Annotated in this window: 16 protein-coding genes; 9 read left to right on the top strand and 7 right to left on the bottom strand. The window is 44.2% G+C overall.

Annotated elements, in window-relative coordinates; all coding sequences use genetic code 11:
- Positions 1–47: 47 nt before the first annotated feature.
- A complete protein-coding gene (locus ABIO93_RS00235; RefSeq protein ID WP_348063431.1) occupies positions 48–1,289 on the bottom strand; it encodes an FtsX-like permease family protein in 1,242 nt (413 codons plus the stop codon).
- A 13-nt stretch (positions 1,290–1,302) separates the two neighbouring features.
- The gene (locus tag ABIO93_RS00230) at positions 1,303–1,929 is read right to left on the bottom strand and encodes an ATP-binding cassette domain-containing protein (protein WP_348063430.1); all 627 of its coding nucleotides are present in this window, start codon (positions 1,927–1,929) and stop codon (positions 1,303–1,305) included.
- Positions 1,930–2,093: 164 nt separating this feature from the next.
- On the opposite strand from ABIO93_RS00230, the gene ABIO93_RS00225 reads away from it, so the two are divergent.
- Genes ABIO93_RS00225 through ABIO93_RS00205 form a run of 5 tightly spaced genes read left to right on the top strand, consistent with a single transcriptional unit; the run spans position 2,094 to position 6,161 of the window.
- Entirely contained in the window at positions 2,094–3,104 is a 1,011-nt protein-coding gene (locus ABIO93_RS00225) for a DUF6089 family protein (RefSeq protein WP_348063429.1), read from the top strand.
- A 33-nt stretch (positions 3,105–3,137) separates the two neighbouring features.
- Positions 3,138–3,818 (top strand): DUF6089 family protein, encoded by a 681-nt coding sequence (locus tag ABIO93_RS00220; RefSeq protein ID WP_348063428.1) that lies wholly within the window; start codon positions 3,138–3,140, stop codon positions 3,816–3,818.
- A 5-nt stretch (positions 3,819–3,823) separates the two neighbouring features.
- Complete coding sequence (locus tag ABIO93_RS00215; RefSeq protein ID WP_348063427.1) at positions 3,824–4,366, top strand: DUF2911 domain-containing protein; 543 nt, start codon at positions 3,824–3,826, stop codon at positions 4,364–4,366.
- 30 nt (positions 4,367–4,396) lie between these two features.
- Positions 4,397–5,284 carry a trypsin-like peptidase domain-containing protein gene (locus ABIO93_RS00210; protein ID WP_348063426.1) on the top strand — a complete coding sequence of 296 codons (888 nt, stop codon included), beginning with the start codon at positions 4,397–4,399 and terminating at the stop codon, positions 5,282–5,284.
- A gap of 52 nt (positions 5,285–5,336) precedes the next feature.
- On the top strand, positions 5,337–6,161 hold the full coding sequence (locus tag ABIO93_RS00205; RefSeq protein WP_348063425.1) for a phytanoyl-CoA dioxygenase family protein: 825 nt from the start codon (positions 5,337–5,339) through the stop codon (positions 6,159–6,161).
- A 16-nt stretch (positions 6,162–6,177) separates the two neighbouring features.
- Here ABIO93_RS00205 and ABIO93_RS00200 read toward each other — a convergent pair whose 3' ends face one another.
- Positions 6,178–6,873 carry a YjjG family noncanonical pyrimidine nucleotidase gene (locus ABIO93_RS00200; RefSeq protein WP_348063424.1) on the bottom strand — a complete coding sequence of 232 codons (696 nt, stop codon included), beginning with the start codon at positions 6,871–6,873 and terminating at the stop codon, positions 6,178–6,180.
- A 383-nt stretch (positions 6,874–7,256) separates the two neighbouring features.
- Here ABIO93_RS00200 and ABIO93_RS00195 point away from each other — a divergent pair, with 383 nt between their 5' ends.
- The 4 genes from ABIO93_RS00195 (at position 7,257) to ABIO93_RS00180 (ending at position 9,811) form a co-directional block, all read left to right on the top strand.
- The gene (locus tag ABIO93_RS00195; protein ID WP_348063423.1) at positions 7,257–7,856 is read left to right on the top strand and encodes an RNA polymerase sigma factor; all 600 of its coding nucleotides are present in this window, start codon (positions 7,257–7,259) and stop codon (positions 7,854–7,856) included.
- The gene (locus ABIO93_RS00190) at positions 7,831–8,079 is read left to right on the top strand and encodes a hypothetical protein (RefSeq protein WP_348063422.1); all 249 of its coding nucleotides are present in this window, start codon (positions 7,831–7,833) and stop codon (positions 8,077–8,079) included. The genes ABIO93_RS00195 and ABIO93_RS00190 overlap by 26 nt, the downstream gene beginning before the upstream one ends.
- Positions 8,080–8,219: 140 nt before the next feature.
- Positions 8,220–8,882: an endonuclease III gene (gene nth, locus ABIO93_RS00185; RefSeq protein WP_348063421.1), complete on the top strand. Its 663-nt coding sequence runs from the start codon at positions 8,220–8,222 to the stop codon at positions 8,880–8,882.
- Between the two features lie 74 nt (positions 8,883–8,956).
- Positions 8,957–9,811 (top strand): FKBP-type peptidyl-prolyl cis-trans isomerase, encoded by an 855-nt coding sequence (locus tag ABIO93_RS00180; protein ID WP_348063420.1) that lies wholly within the window; start codon positions 8,957–8,959, stop codon positions 9,809–9,811.
- Between the two features lie 62 nt (positions 9,812–9,873).
- Here ABIO93_RS00180 and ABIO93_RS00175 read toward each other — a convergent pair whose 3' ends face one another.
- Genes ABIO93_RS00175 through ABIO93_RS00160 form a run of 4 tightly spaced genes read right to left on the bottom strand, consistent with a single transcriptional unit; the run spans position 9,874 to position 14,610 of the window.
- Positions 9,874–10,992, bottom strand: coding sequence for an aminotransferase class I/II-fold pyridoxal phosphate-dependent enzyme (locus tag ABIO93_RS00175; protein WP_348063419.1), 1,119 nt, complete (start codon positions 10,990–10,992; stop codon positions 9,874–9,876).
- 7 nt (positions 10,993–10,999) lie between these two features.
- Positions 11,000–11,593, bottom strand: coding sequence for an acetyltransferase (locus ABIO93_RS00170; RefSeq protein WP_348063418.1), 594 nt, complete (start codon positions 11,591–11,593; stop codon positions 11,000–11,002).
- Complete coding sequence (locus tag ABIO93_RS00165; protein ID WP_348063417.1) at positions 11,590–12,189, bottom strand: sugar transferase; 600 nt, start codon at positions 12,187–12,189, stop codon at positions 11,590–11,592. The genes ABIO93_RS00170 and ABIO93_RS00165 overlap by 4 nt, the downstream gene beginning before the upstream one ends.
- A gap of 12 nt (positions 12,190–12,201) precedes the next feature.
- Positions 12,202–14,610: a thiamine pyrophosphate-dependent enzyme gene (locus ABIO93_RS00160; RefSeq protein ID WP_348063416.1), complete on the bottom strand. Its 2,409-nt coding sequence runs from the start codon at positions 14,608–14,610 to the stop codon at positions 12,202–12,204.
- Between the last annotated feature and the right edge of the window lie 194 nt (positions 14,611–14,804).

Below are 14,804 nucleotides of genomic sequence, written 5' to 3'. Positions count from 1 at the left end.
TTTGACTGAATAAGGATTTAACCAGATTAACAAATTTACACAGAATATCATTCCTCTGCCAATGTCCGGGATATATTCAGTTTATAAATGCCTAGTGAAGGAAGCGCGGCTGCAATGAGCCCGATCGCCAGTGAGCCGAAAAACAAGAGGATTTCTTCTGGTAAGATGGTGAATTGTTTGAGCGAATAATGGAAATCCTCTTCCGCAGCCCGAGAAAAAAGCCACAAACCGACACGACTTAAAATTACTCCCGAAAAGAAGCCGATCACGGCCAGCATTAACCCCTCGATCAGTAGCATCAGGAAAAGTCTCGAACGGGTAGCACCCATGGATAACATCAATGCCATTTCGTATTTTCTTTCCTTCAATGAGTTATATAGTGAGATAAAAACGCTCACGCCGGCAATGCTGATAATGATCAATGCAAGGGTTCGAAGGGTTTCAATCCCTACGCCAAGTAGTGAAAACAGGCGGTTTATTTCAATGCTCGGCAGCGCAGCCTGCATGGAAGTATTGGTATTGATTTGTCTTGGAATGGTGATCAGGCCCATAGGGTTTCTGAACTGAATGAGCGCACTGGTAACGTCCTTACCCTCCTCGTCCGGCTCAGGATCTGTTCCTGCGGGACCGATTTTGTGCACACTTTCATCATGTGCTTCGTGATCACCTCCCGAATGATCGTGCACATCCCATACACTAGACAGGCGCGTGAGAATGAGCTGGTCTACCACAGTTCCGCTGGTCTCGAAAATACCGGTAACCTTGTATTTTTTGTCTCCGTGGACTTCACCTTTTGAATCCAGCCCGTGAGCACTGGAAAATGTATCCCCGATTTTTAACTGCGTATTGCGCGCAACTTTGCTGCCGATTGTAACTTCCATGGAAGCATTATATACCTGTCCCTGAGCTAGTTTAGCCTGGAAATGTTCAATGTATTTGGGAGTAGTGCCAACAATCCGGAATCCCTGGTAGCTGTCGCCCATGGAAAGCGGAATGACCGTTTTGACAAAAGGATTTTTACGCAATGCATTCACCTCCGCCAGCGGTACATTGCCCGTCGGCGCGTCGATCTGGTAAATGCTGGACAAGATAAGTTGCAGCGGGCTTCCTTTGGCTCCTACCACCATATCAATGCCCCTGATATTTCTCCGAAATTGCTCGTCCAGCTGTTTGTTAAGCAATAGCAGCAAGGAGATCATGCCAATTCCCAGTGTAAGAAGCAATGCACTTAAAAAACTGTTGAGTTTTTTCTCTTTCAGATTAGCGAGACTTATGTTGAAAAGATTCATTCTATTAGTCATTTTACAAAAAAACCTGATTGGAGAACTCGTCTTTCAGCCGCTGGTCGTGTGTGACCACCACCAGGCTAGCCCCAATGGATGCCGATTGTTTTTTCAAAAGCTCTATCACTTTCTGGCAGTTATTATCGTCGAGATTGGAAGTAGGTTCATCGGCAAGGATCACATTCGGGTTGTTCATCAAGGATCTCGCAATGCTTACTCTTTGCTGCTCTCCCTGACTCAGCTGTGATGTTTTTTTGGATAAATGCTCCGCAAATCCGAGTTGCTCGGCCAATTGTTTTGCCTTGAACCGATCCTGCTTTTCATTCGCCAAGTAATTGGATAAGAGAATATTATCCATCACTGAGAGTGAACTTACAAAATGCGGCCGCTGATAAATGATGCCGATACTTTTAGCCCGTGTTTCGGTCACTTGAATGGGAGATAGGCTAGTAGCAGGTTTGTTGGCGATCACGATCTCACCTGAATCCGGGGTAAGGAGTAAGGCGAGTAAGTGCAGCAGTGTAGTTTTTCCTTTTCCCGACTGGCCCAGAATAAGTAATGTTTCCTTATCCTTGCAGGTAATATCCGGGAAACTGAATTTTTTGAGGGGAGAGTACGCAAAGCGAAGATTCTTGCTCGTAATCATTTTAAAGTGCTTTTTCGGAACACAATGATAGTAAAGTTATTTCCTATCTAGTCCCTAAAAAATATCCATGGTACAAATAAATCATTGGGAAATACGTTGAAAAGGTGATACATCCTGAAGAAAACCAACAACTATTCTATTTTTGCAAAAAAATCGATCTAAAAATGCGTAGAAATTTTGAATTGAAAAGAGTATCGGGAGCGCTGACGTTGATCTTAAGTTTTGGGCTTTTATTGACGGGCGGAGACAGCCAGGCACAGAGCCGGGGCATCTTTGTTCCTTATTCTACGGCAGGTTTTGGAATTGGAACTTCCAGTTATTTCGGAGATTTTGCTCCTTACAGACGCCCGCTTGCATCCATGTTTAAAATGATGAGATGGAGCATCGGAGGTAATTACACACGCCACTTTACACCACGCCTGGGAGCCAGGGCCAGCTTTACTTACGCCAGAATCGCAGGGGATGATTACATTATGAACAGGGATTCAAAGCATGAAACGAACGTTTTTTATGCCCGAAACCTGCATTTTCGCAATGACCTGAAAGAGTTTTCTGTTCAGGGTATTTACAAGTTGATCCCCGACAATCGCAGCTACGACAGACGACCACAATTTGGAGCCTATCTTTTTGCCGGCGTTGCCCTAACCGCGCACAATCCAAAAGCATTGGATTCATTAAAAGGTGACTGGGTTAAATTGCAGCCACTAGGTACTGAGGGTCAGGGGAATGAGGGTTACGAAAAACCTTATTCACTGGTACAATTTGCGATACCGCTTGGTGTAGGGGTTAGGTACAAAATCAATGATAAATTTGACATTTCCGCAGAAATCGGTTTCAGGAAAACCTTTACCGATTACCTGGATGATGCGCACGGAAACTATGCTGATCCTGCACTTTTTGCCGACAATCCCACAGCACTGGCACTGGCAAACAGAACCACGAACCAGTTAGCAGTTCGTAAAGGAGCAGATAGAACGGAAGCGTTGAAAAAATTCCTTCAGGTCAATTATTCTCTCGATACTAATGACCCGCTGGCAGCATTGCCAACCACTGGCTTTGGGGCTCCCGGCACAGCAAGGGGGAATAGCCCGACTTACACGGATAACTATTGGTTTGGTATGATTCATATCAACTATATGCTTCCTTCGCAGATCAAATGTCCTCCACTAAGATAATTGACGGTTACGTTGAAGTATTTTATAAAAAATTTGAATCATAGATACTTGCTGCCCACTTTGGCGGCAGGTATCTGTTTTTTTGTAACGTCTGGTACTGCGCTTTTTGCTCAAAAAATTGAGATTGGAGCCGGGTTAGGCGGATTTAATTACAAAGGGGACATTGCACCGTCGGTACGGGCCAGGTTTTTCAAACCAGCGGGGAGCTTGTTTTTCAGATACAATCCCAGCCAGGCATTGTCCCTTCGTGCGGAGGTTGCCGGTGGGGTAATCGGAGCGGCTGATAAGCATAGTAAAGATCCATTTCAGCAACAAAGAAACCTGTCCTTCACCACAAGGATCATTGAAGGAAGTGCGGTTGCTGAATATAATTTCCTTAATTTTCAGGAGCGAAGATTTGCAGTGAATTGGAGCCCGTATGTGTTTGGCGGTATCGGTTATTCCAAGTTCAACCCGAATGTTCAGACGAGCGCCTATAAAACGAGCTCATTTACATTGCCTTATGGTGTAGGGATCAAATATCAGATCCGTCGTCCTTGGAATATCGGAATAGAATATGGCGCTAGAAAAACGTTTACGGACTATCTCGACAATCTGGGCGGAGAACCGACTTCAACCGATAAGCTGCAACAAGGCGATCCGTCACTGAAAGATAATTATTATTATTTGCGGCTCTCGGTAAGCTATACCTTTTACAAAATTGTTTGTCCGTAAAATTTATGAAAAGAATTCTCCTCATTGTTTCAGTTATCATATTAGTTGCGCTTGCGGGTTTTTTTGGATTCAGAAAATATACCAAATCATTCAGCCCGGAATCTGTTGCGGAGAGTTCTGCCAACGGCATCAACGTTAAGGTTATTTACAGTAGACCCAATAAAAAAGGCAGGCTGATCTTTGGACGCGAGCAGGATAATGCATTGCTGCCTTATGGAAAAGTTTGGCGAACCGGAGCCAATGAGGCCACGCTAGTTGAATTAGAGAAGGATGTTTACCTAGGGGGAAAACTGGTCAAAGCAGGCACATACTCGCTGTATTCCGTGCCGGGACAAAGCAGCTGGAAGATCATCCTTAATTCAGAAACGGGGCAGTGGGGCACCGAATACAATGATGGAAAAGACATTTTAAGCGTTGAAGTTTCCATTCGCATCAGGCCTTCCGTTCAGGAATTGTTCCTGATTTATTTTGAAGAAATTCCCAATGGTGCCAATATGGTGCTGAGCTGGGACCAGACTGAAGCGCTGGTGCCTTTCACCAATCAATAGCCTTCTCAGAATAATTCCAGCCTTCTTTTTATGTTCGTTGAAGCTATTGAAAAAGTAGATCAGTACACTCGTCCCGTCCATTTTATATTGCGATACTACACCGGCAGCGACATTGTGCCCGGTACAGCCACATTATTTTTTGTAAATGAAGATGGTTTTGCAATCACCTGCCGACATGTAGCCCGGCAAATTTTATACGCCAATTCGATCTACGAGAACTATCTGAAATTTAAGGGTGAACTCAGAATATTCGAAAAAGATCCCGCTTTTGAGACTCAAAAGGCATTTTTGGAATCCAAATACAAAATCAATGCAGATAATCCGATCAGGATACTTTTCAACTTCATTCAATGTGTTACTGCGTACAAAAGCCTGACCATTCATTTGCACCCTACGCAGGACCTTGCCATCATACAATTCCGTGATTTTGAAACAAAGCAGTATCAGAGGTATGCAAAGTTTCTGAAAGATACGAGGCTCGTTAAGCAAGGCAGGTACTTGTGCAGGCTTGGCTATCCTTTTCCTGAATTCTCTAATTATCAGTATAATAAAAACACCGGCGATATCGAATGGACAAAAGGTGGACGCATTAACACGCCCAGTTTCCCCATCGACGGGATCATTACCCGGCACATTGGAGGTAGTAATGAGGTGGTAGGGATTGAAATGAGCACGCCGGGCTTGAGAGGCCAGAGTGGCGGACCATTATTCGATACAAATGGGGTTATTTATGGTATGCAAAGCGCGACCAGGCACCTGCATTTAGGTTTCGATCAGATCAACCGGGAAGTGATTACGGAAGGACACCGGAAAAGAGTTTCCAATTACCCGTTCCTCAATGTGGGGCAATGTGTGCATGTGGATGTGATCAAGCAATTTCTCCGCGAAAAGAAAATTGCTTTTTATGAGAGTGAATAAGTTGGGTAGTTTTTGGTTGTTGAAATCTTTTTTTTCTGAAAAGAGAAAGCTTATGACCGACCCACAGACTGACCTGACTAAGAAGGAGCTATCCGAGCCCTACCAACTTTCCGACGCTGCGATTGAACATTTCAATGTTTACGGATATGTAAAGCTCAAAGATGTGTTGAGCGAATCCATTCTCGCACATTACGATTCATTGATAACTGATCTGGTTTTCAAACTCAACAAGCTTACCAAACCGATGGAAGAGCGGACGACCTACGAGCGGGCGTTTCTTCAGGTGATGAATCTCTGGCGGGAAAGTGAGGAAGTGAAAGAATTTGTATTCTCAAAAAGAATTGCCAAAATAGCGACCGATCTGCTGCAAGTGAAAGGAGTGAGATTATACCATGATCAGGCCCTGTACAAAGAGTCGGCGGGAGGTATAACTCCCTGGCATGCAGACCAGTTTTACTGGCCTCTGTCTTCTCCAAAGACGGTTACAGTTTGGATTCCCTTGCAAAAAACCTTGATGGAAATGGGGCCACTGGCATTTGCAGAAAAGAGCCACCACGTTGAAATTGGCCGCGATCTGGAAATCAGTGACGAAAGCGAGGTGCTGATGAACGAGCAGCTGAAGCAATTCGACCTGAACGAAACGCCATTCGAACTGGGCGAGGTGAGCTTTCATGCAGGCTGGTTGTTTCACCGCGCAGGTGCGAATGTATCCGGACATCCGCGGAAGGTTATGACCATGATTTATATGGACGAAGCTCAGAAAATAGTGCAGCCCCGAAATGAATATCAGCAGGCGGACTGGGAAACCTGGCTGCTATCCAAACCCATCGGAGGTGCAGCCGACAGCGACCTTAACCCACTGCTTTTTTCTTATTAGATGTAGCAAACTGGCCCTATAAGATCAGCATTAGCTCTTCCAGTCGACGGATATCATAAGTAGGTGACTCGTCGAACTGCAATCCGGCGGGGTTATAGTAAACCGTATCCATACCGGCCTGTTTCGCTCCCATTACATCCGCAATCCAGTTATCGCCTATCATCAGACTATCCTGCGGTGTGGCGTTAGCAGTTTCCAATGCGAATTCAAAAATCCTGCGGTCCGGTTTTTTAGCATTCGCATTTTCAAATGTGATAATGTGCTCAAAAAAATGGCCGATCTCTGAACTGGCAATTTTCTTGGCTTGGATTTCATTGAAACCATTGGTGATAATGTGCATGCCGTAGCCAGCAGAAGAAGTATGATTGAGAAGATTCAATGCTCCTGCCAGTAAATGTTTTTTGGTAGGTAATGAATTCAGGTAAAATTCTCCTATTTCGGTGTGATTGGGCGGACATTCGGTTCCCAGCTCTTCGAAAACCATTTTGAATCTGTTCTCACGTATATAGGTATGGTGCAATTTTCCACGGTCGAATGCATCCCATAGAGCGGTATTGATTTTTAAAAAGGATTGTACAAATGCGTCCAGAGACGACACTCCGTGATCACTCAGGGCCATTTGATGAAATACTTCTGTCAAAGATTCCGAAGAATTTCGTTCGAAATCCCACAGTGTATGGTCCAGATCAAAGAAAAGATGTTTATATTTCATATCTGGTAAAAGTTCAATTTTTATTAAAAAAGTGAAATTACTACATGGCGACAAAAATTTCACACGCCCGGGAGGGAAAAATGATCCATTTGGTACAGATCCATCGTATGTTATTTGATAAGTTCTATTATTTGTTACAATAGGGATAGAGAAGTTGCTCAACGTTAGAATATTGCAAAAAACGTTGCGGAGTTGTTAACATGTGTTAACGAAAAATAAATTGCTGAAAAAAGAAACGCAAACATTTGCAAATCATTTTGCAAATCCATTTCTTTGATTCGTATAATTCAAAATACAGAAAAGACACTTCATTTTTTTCACCAAACAGAAAGGAGAAACAATATCGACGAACCGCTCTACGTTAACTAAATCGAATAGTAAAAATGGAGAAAGTCCAAGTTAGCGACAGTGAGTTGGTAACATTGTATATCCGCGGTAATGAAAAAGCATTCGAAAAGCTTGTTCAGCGCCATAAATCAAGAATATACACCACTATTTATCTGATTGTCAAGGACCAATATGTAGCCGAAGATTTATTGCAGGATACATTTATTAAGTCAGTCGACACGATAAAGGGAGGTAGATACAATGATGAGGGCAAGTTCCTGCCGTGGATCATACGTATTGCACACAACTTAGCCATTGATTATTTCAGACGCGATAAACGCTACCCCAATGTAGTGTTCGAAGATGGAAGCAGTGTTTTTAATACGCTGGATTTTGCGGAGGATTCCGTTGAGTCGATCCAGATTCGTCAGGAAACACATGAGCAACTGCGGGAGATGATCCAGCGGTTACCGGATGTGCAAAAGCAAGTACTGATCATGCGCCACTATGAGGACATGAGCTTTCAGGAAATTGCTGATGCTACCGGCGTGAGTATTAATACGGCATTGGGAAGAATGCGTTACGCGTTGATAAACCTGCGTAAGCAATTTAACCAACGTGCCCCACAGTATGACAAAAACTTTTACTTACGATGACGTTGTAAGGTACTTATATGCCGAGACAACAGAAAATGAAAATGTGCTGATTGTTGAGGCCCTAGCGCTTGACGATAATTTGATGAACTTTTATCTCGACTCTTTAGAGATTCAGAGCCAGATGGACAAAATTGTACGTATCCCCTCGGAACGGACAGTGGCGGAGGTTTTCAAATATTCCCGGCAATTCTCTTCTAAAAGACCTGCTGCTCTTTCTTATTAAGAGCGGCAGGTCTTTTTATGCCAGCTATTTTTAAAATAGCTGGGTATTTTTGTTATAAGAAAATTGAAAATCCCTCTTTAAGTCAGATAAAATTGCCGTGAGGAATAATCCCTTCATGCGCAAAATGAGTATATGTATCTATGCAAAGACAACAGCGTTTTAACTTATTTATGGATTATTTTACCAAAAACTTTCCCGAGCCCGAAACTGAACTACATTATTCCAGTCCCTATGAACTACTAGTGGCGGTTATACTTTCGGCACAATGTACCGACAAGAGGGTAAACATAGTCACGCCGCCGCTATTTGAACGCTTCCCTGATGCCGAGTCGCTGGCAGCATCAAATGCCGAGGAGGTTTTTACTTACATTCGCTCTATTTCCTATCCCAATAACAAGAGTAAGCATCTGGTGGGAATGGCAAGAATGCTCACTGAGCAGTTCAATTCGGAAATCCCTACGTCTGTCGATGATCTGCAAAAACTTCCGGGAGTAGGTCGCAAGACAGCTAATGTGATTGCATCTGTGATTTTTAACCAACCGGCGATGGCAGTTGACACACATGTTTTTCGTGTTTCGCGGCGCATTGGGCTGGTGCCTTTAACAGCCAAAACACCTCTGGCAGTTGAGAAGGGTTTGTTACGATACATACCTAAATTGCTGGTGCACAAGGCTCATCACTGGTTGATATTACACGGACGTTACGTTTGTATGGCCAGGAATCCGCAATGCTTCCAATGCCCTTTGTCACCATTTTGCAGGTATTTTGAGACAAATGTGAAAATCGATGTTTTTCATTCCTGATTGCAACCATTATACATTTCGTTGAGTCTATTAGAAAAAGTGTAAATCCCATTAATTAGAAAGGAAAAATCAAAATGAAGCGTATTAGTTTAGCATTGTGCTTTTTGTTGTCATTGGCTGTTGGAATGTCAGGTTGTATGAATGACGATAACCAGGATGAGCAGAAAATTGTTGAAAATGAGGCGGCCATTGAGGCGTATATTAAAGCAGATAGCCTTGCGAGCAAGGCAATCAGAGACAGTATCGGGCTGTATTATATTACCAGAAAGGCAAACCCGAATGGCTTGCGCCCCAAACTTGGGGATGCCGCGACTGTGAAGTTTACAGGATATCTTTTGGCCAACAACACCAAAGTTTTGTCTATCCCGGGAGATTCTTCTTTCAGCTTTCCTGTGGGTGGTGGTGCGACAGGTTTGCCCGGATTTGAGCGTACGGCATTCTTGATGAAAACGGGCGAAAAGGCAACCTTTTTATTGCCGTTTTATCTTGCTTTCGGACAGATCGAAAGAGTTAATATTCCTGCCTACTCAGCGATCAGACTGGAAATTGAGTTGATAAAAACTCGTACAGAAATTCAGCAGATCGATGATTTCATTGCTAAAAAAGGCTTTAAGGTCTCGGAAAGAACGGCGGAAAATCTGGTCATTATCCGCACAAATACTGTGACCGGGGACACAACTGGTGTGGGGAAATCAGTTAACGTGAAATATACAGGCAAGTTTTTGAGCGATACAAAATTTGACGAAGGCACAATCCCCTTGACAACAGGTGCCGGAAGTGTAATCCCAGGATTCGACAAGGCAGTTAGAAAAATGAGGAAAGGTGAAAAAGCGATTGTTGTATTCCCTTCGCCGCTTGGCTACAAAACGACGGGTTACAAGACAATACCACCATATACAGTACTTCAATTTGAACTTGAAATTCTTTAAAACTTCGGCTGAAAATTAAAAAGCGGCAGCGTATGACAATCATGTGCTGCCGTTTATCTTTTTTACAGGTTTACGATTTTCTGGCATACACAATCAATTGATTCAGGAGGTAAATTCGATCCGGAAGGCAGACATAAACCATTCAAAAAAAGGCGTTCAGCTACATTACTCCCAAAATAAGGAGTATTTTCAAAAGCTGGTTGCATATGCAAAGGCTTCCATAGTGGTCGAGACTCGATATGATTTTCTTCAAGGACAAGCCGGATTTTTTTCGACGACTTCTGTCCATTTGATTCAAATAACGCCACAGTAAGCCATCTGTTAGAGAATGATCCGAGGAGTTCGGGTTGAAATGCTAAACCTGGCAATGACCCCAAATGCTGCTGGTATAGCCGGAAGTTTTCTCTCCGTTGCGCAACTCTTTCACGAATAACTTCCATTTGCCCTAGTCCTATCCCAGCACAAATGTTGCTCAGTTTGTAATTGTATCCGATTTCTGAATGCTGGTAATGTGATGCGGGATCTCTGGCCTGGGTTGCGAGAAACCTTGCTTTTTCTGCGTATCCTTTAATGGCGGACAAAAAAGCACCTCCGCCCGATGTGGTAATGATTTTGTTTCCGTTAAAGGAAAGAATACCAACGTCCCCAAATGTGCCTACTTTCTTGCCGTTATATTCTGAACCTAGTGCTTCCGCCGCATCTTCGATCAGTCGAATGTCATATTTCTTACACAGATACATAATTTCATCCAGCATGGCCGGCATTCCATATAGATGAACAATGATAACTGCTTTGGGCTTCTTCCCGATTCTGACGTAATATTTAATTGCACGTTCAAGCGCATCCGGACAAATGTTCCAGGTAACGGGCTCACTGTCAATAAAAACCGGCGTCGCGCCGAGATAGACAATGGGATTGGCACTGGCTACAAACGTAAGAGACTGACATAAAACAATATCTCCTTGCTGAATGCCGAGAATGATTAGAGCCAGATGTAACGCAGCCGTGCCTGATGAAAGTGCCACAGCATATTTACTTCCGGTATAGGCGCATAACTCATTTTCAAAGGCATCAACATTAGGCCCGACGGGCGCGATCCAGTTGCCGTCAAATGCCTCCTGAATGTACTTCATCTCCCGCCCGCTCATGTGCGGGGGAGAAAGCCAGATTTTTTCTTTCATAGTGTGTTTAAGGTTTTATTATTCTGCCGGGATTGCCCCAAACGGTCGTGCCGTCCGGAATATTTTTGGTAATGATGCTTCCAGCTCCAATGATACAGTTCTTCCCAATTTCCAGGTTTGGTAAAACCGTACTACCGGCTCCTATCAATGTATTTTCTCCAATCCGCACATTTCCGCAAACTACCACTCCGGGTGCTATGTGAACGAAGTCGCCCACTATACAGTCGTGGTCAACGATAGCGCCGGTATTGACAATAATGTGGCTTCCAAGAATGGTACCAGCTTGAATTACTGTACGATGCGTGATTACCAACCCAATTCCAAGTATAACACTAGGATCGATGATAACACTTGGATGAACTGCATTACCGAATTGATGAATTACGTTTTGTGCAATCAAACGTCTGTTTGCATTGTCTCCAATTGCAATAATGATCGGTTCTTCTGCCGATAATCCTGGCTGGTAGCTTCCGGCAGTCGGCATTCCATTGAATGTCACTTTAGATGCATCATCATCAAAAATAATGGTCGCTCGTTTACCGCAATCTGCCAAAATGCTATAAACCACTTTCGCATGACCACCCGCACCATAAATGATCATAACAGAATGGATTGCAGTCCTTTGAATTTTTTAAGTGGGATAGAAGTTCCCCCAGCACCAATCACTATTCTGAAAGTATGCAGGAGAATTTTAATGTCCATTCTCAAAGATTGATTTTGCGCGTATAAGATGTCAAACTCAAATTTTTCTTCCCAATTCAAAAGATTCCGGCCATTTATCTGCGCCAGGCCCGTCAATCCGGGCAGTACGTTGTGCCGTAGATTTTGTCTTGCATTGTACAATGCAAGATACTCCACGAGCAATGGTCTGGGGCCTACAATGCTCATTTCACCGCGTACTACATTCCATAGCTGTGGGATTTCATCCAGTGAAGTTTTGCGCAAAAACTTACCTATGACCGATATTTCCTGGGGTTGTGAAAAGTGAGATGAAGAATCCGGAACATTGAAGGTCCGGAATTTGAACAGTGTAAATATCTGGCAATTCAGGCCTGGCCGCGGTTGGCAGAAGAAAGGCTTGCCACGATGCTGAAATAGCAATACGATTGAAATAACAACAAAAAGCGGTGACAGGACAATTAAGCCCGTCACCGCAACAATAAGATCAAAAATTCTTTTACCTCTTGGTTTGTACATGGAATCAATACATTAAAACAGCTCCGGATAACGATCTGGGTCCGCTTCATGCATGATTTTGTAAACTGCTTCAAATATATCGTCCATATTGGGCTTCGAAAAATAATCGCCGTCCGATCCGTAAGGCGGGCGGTGATCCTTGGCAGAGATCGTTACCGGCGGCGAATCAAGCCAGCGGTATGCATTTTGCTTTTCTACCACCTGTTGCATCATATAAGCCGATGCGCTGCCAGGCATGTCTTCATCGGCGAAAATGACCCTGCTCGTTTTCTTAATGGACTCTACAATGCTGCTGTTGATATCAAACGGCAAAAGTGTTTGCACATCGATCACTTCGACGTCTATGCCTGAACTTTGCAATTGAGAAGCGGCCTCCATTACTATACGGCACATGGAGCCATAAGTAACGATAGTAAGGTCATTTCCTTCACGAATTATTTCAGGCTGACCCAAAGGGATGCAAATTTCGCCCACATTGTCTGGCAAAACTTCCTTTTGGCGGTAAGAATTAAGGGGTTCAACGATCAGCGCAGGATCGTCACCTTTCAATAATGTATTGTAAAATCCTGCTGCCTGTGTAAAGTTTCTCGGCACGATCACGTGCATACCGCGCAAGCTGCTGAGCATGGTTCCCATCGGCGATCCGGAGTGCCAGATCCCTTCGAGCCTGTGCCCGCGTGTACGGACGATCAGGGGCGCCTTCTGCCCACCCGCAGTCCTGTAACGCAATGATGCGAGATCATCGGTCAGCGTCGAAAGCGCGTAATAGATATAATCAAAGTATTGAATTTCAACGATAGGCCTCAGTCCGCGCATGGCCAGACCAATTCCCTGGCCAACGATCGTGGTCTCCCGTATTCCGGTATCAGTGATCCTGAGTTCACCGTACTTCTCCTGCAAGCCTGCAAATCCCTGATTCACATCTCCGATCAGGCCAATGTCTTCACCGATCGCAACCACCCTTGGCTCTCTTTCGAAAAGCGCATTGAAATACGAACGTATCACTTCTCTTCCGTCCACAGTCGGGCTGCTTTCTGAAAAAACCGGATCTACTGCTTTCACATGCAATGGAGAATCGGCGGTTTCGCTGTAAAGGTGGGAGTTGAAGCGTTCTTTATTTTCTTCCAGACTTTTGCGTAAAAAGTCCTGCAGAGTAATTTTGAACGAGTTATTTTCTTTTCCGAGAATTCGGAGCGCTTTGCGAACGCTGGAAATCATATCTCTGCGAACAGGCAGATAGGTTTTGGAAAGCTCTAAAACAACATTGCTCAACTCTGTGGAGAAACTACTTTCCTTACCGGCGTTTTGAAGCAATTGAATGGTTTCCAGATATTCCCGATCGAGGTCCACGCGGTAAGCCTGCCAAGCCTGGTTACGGGAAGTACTGGCGGTTTCCTTCGCTTCGGCTTCAATCTGTTCGAGTTCTTCATCCGTGGCATATCCGTTTTTGAGTATCCAGTCCCGAAACCGCAGATTGCAGTCGTGTTCCATTTCCCATTTCAGGCGCTGCTTGGCTTTATAGCGTTCGTGTGATCCGGAGGTCGAGTGGCCCTGCGGCTGGGTCATTTCGGTCACGTGCACCAGCACAGGTACTTGTTCTTCCCGACAAATTTTTGCCGCTTTTTGATAAGTTTCCAAAAGAGCGGGATAATCCCAGCCATTTACTACAAATATCTCTATTCCAGGCTCATCCTCATTGCGCTGCAAGCCAGCTAATGCTTTTGAAATGCTGCCTTTGGTAGTCTGATACTCAATAGGGACTGATATCCCGTAACCATCATCCCAGACAGAAACGAGCATTGGAACCTGCAGTACGCCCGAAGCATTCATGGCTTCCCAAAACATGCCCTGAGACGTAGATGCGTCGCCTATGGTCGCAAACACGATCTCGTTTCCGTGATTTGAAAACTGGGTCAGGTATTGCAGGTCTTTGTTTTCACGGTATAATTTGGAGGCATAAGCCAATCCTAACGCCCGGGGAACCTGACCGGCCGTGGATGAAATGTCACAGACAGAATTGAAAAGCTTGGTCTGATCGAGCCATTGCCCGTCATCGTCAAGCCAGCGGGTCGAAAAGTGTCCATTCATGGACCTTCCGCCGGTGCTTGGCTCGTGCGCGAGATCGGCGTGCGCATACATTTGTGCAAAAAACTGTTGCCAGGTAAGGTTACCCAACGCAGCTTCAATAGTCTGGTCCCTGTAATATCCCGAACGAAAATCTCCTTGCCGGAAAGTCCTGGACAGCGCTATCTGAGCCACTTCTTTACCGTCTCCGAAAATGCCAAATTTAGAACGACCTCCCATGGTATCCTTCCTTCCCAGCAAACTTACCTGCCGACTTTCGCACGCGAGACGATAATCATTGGTAATGTTTTCTTTACTCAAAACACCGGAACCGGTCAAACTATCATTTGGAAGCATAAGCAAAATTTACGGGGTTGAATCCGTAGTTAAATTACGTTTTTTTGAATGCACGCCAAAATTATGCAGGAAAATAATAATCATCCTACTTCCGACAGCAACTTTATACTGCATTGTTAATATTGGTTAACGATTATTAAATTTGACTTTAATACGTTAATCTTGTTTTCTAAAATGTTTTTTCACCACTTAAT

Origin of the sequence: Dyadobacter sp. (genome assembly GCF_039919315.1) — a bacterium.
Taxonomy (GTDB): domain Bacteria; phylum Bacteroidota; class Bacteroidia; order Cytophagales; family Spirosomataceae; genus Dyadobacter.
This window is presented reverse-complemented; position numbering and strand designations above follow the sequence as displayed.

Coding starts and splice junctions, on each gene's coding strand:
- ABIO93_RS00205 (WP_348063425.1), top strand. CDS start 5,337: ATGACCGACCCACAGACTGACCTGACTAAGAAGGAGCTATCCGAGCCC.
- nth (WP_348063421.1), top strand. CDS start 8,220: ATGCAAAGACAACAGCGTTTTAACTTATTTATGGATTATTTTACCAAA.
- ABIO93_RS00215 (WP_348063427.1), top strand. CDS start 3,824: ATGAAAAGAATTCTCCTCATTGTTTCAGTTATCATATTAGTTGCGCTT.
- ABIO93_RS00225 (WP_348063429.1), top strand. CDS start 2,094: ATGCGTAGAAATTTTGAATTGAAAAGAGTATCGGGAGCGCTGACGTTG.
- ABIO93_RS00180 (WP_348063420.1), top strand. CDS start 8,957: ATGAAGCGTATTAGTTTAGCATTGTGCTTTTTGTTGTCATTGGCTGTT.
- ABIO93_RS00230 (WP_348063430.1), bottom strand. CDS start 1,929: ATGATTACGAGCAAGAATCTTCGCTTTGCGTACTCTCCCCTCAAAAAA.
- ABIO93_RS00210 (WP_348063426.1), top strand. CDS start 4,397: ATGTTCGTTGAAGCTATTGAAAAAGTAGATCAGTACACTCGTCCCGTC.
- ABIO93_RS00200 (WP_348063424.1), bottom strand. CDS start 6,873: ATGAAATATAAACATCTTTTCTTTGATCTGGACCATACACTGTGGGAT.
- ABIO93_RS00175 (WP_348063419.1), bottom strand. CDS start 10,992: ATGAAAGAAAAAATCTGGCTTTCTCCCCCGCACATGAGCGGGCGGGAG.
- ABIO93_RS00190 (WP_348063422.1), top strand. CDS start 7,831: ATGACAAAAACTTTTACTTACGATGACGTTGTAAGGTACTTATATGCC.
- ABIO93_RS00235 (WP_348063431.1), bottom strand. CDS start 1,289: ATGAATCTTTTCAACATAAGTCTCGCTAATCTGAAAGAGAAAAAACTC.
- ABIO93_RS00160 (WP_348063416.1), bottom strand. CDS start 14,610: ATGCTTCCAAATGATAGTTTGACCGGTTCCGGTGTTTTGAGTAAAGAA.
- ABIO93_RS00170 (WP_348063418.1), bottom strand. CDS start 11,593: ATGATCATTTATGGTGCGGGTGGTCATGCGAAAGTGGTTTATAGCATT.
- ABIO93_RS00195 (WP_348063423.1), top strand. CDS start 7,257: ATGGAGAAAGTCCAAGTTAGCGACAGTGAGTTGGTAACATTGTATATC.
- ABIO93_RS00165 (WP_348063417.1), bottom strand. CDS start 12,189: ATGTACAAACCAAGAGGTAAAAGAATTTTTGATCTTATTGTTGCGGTG.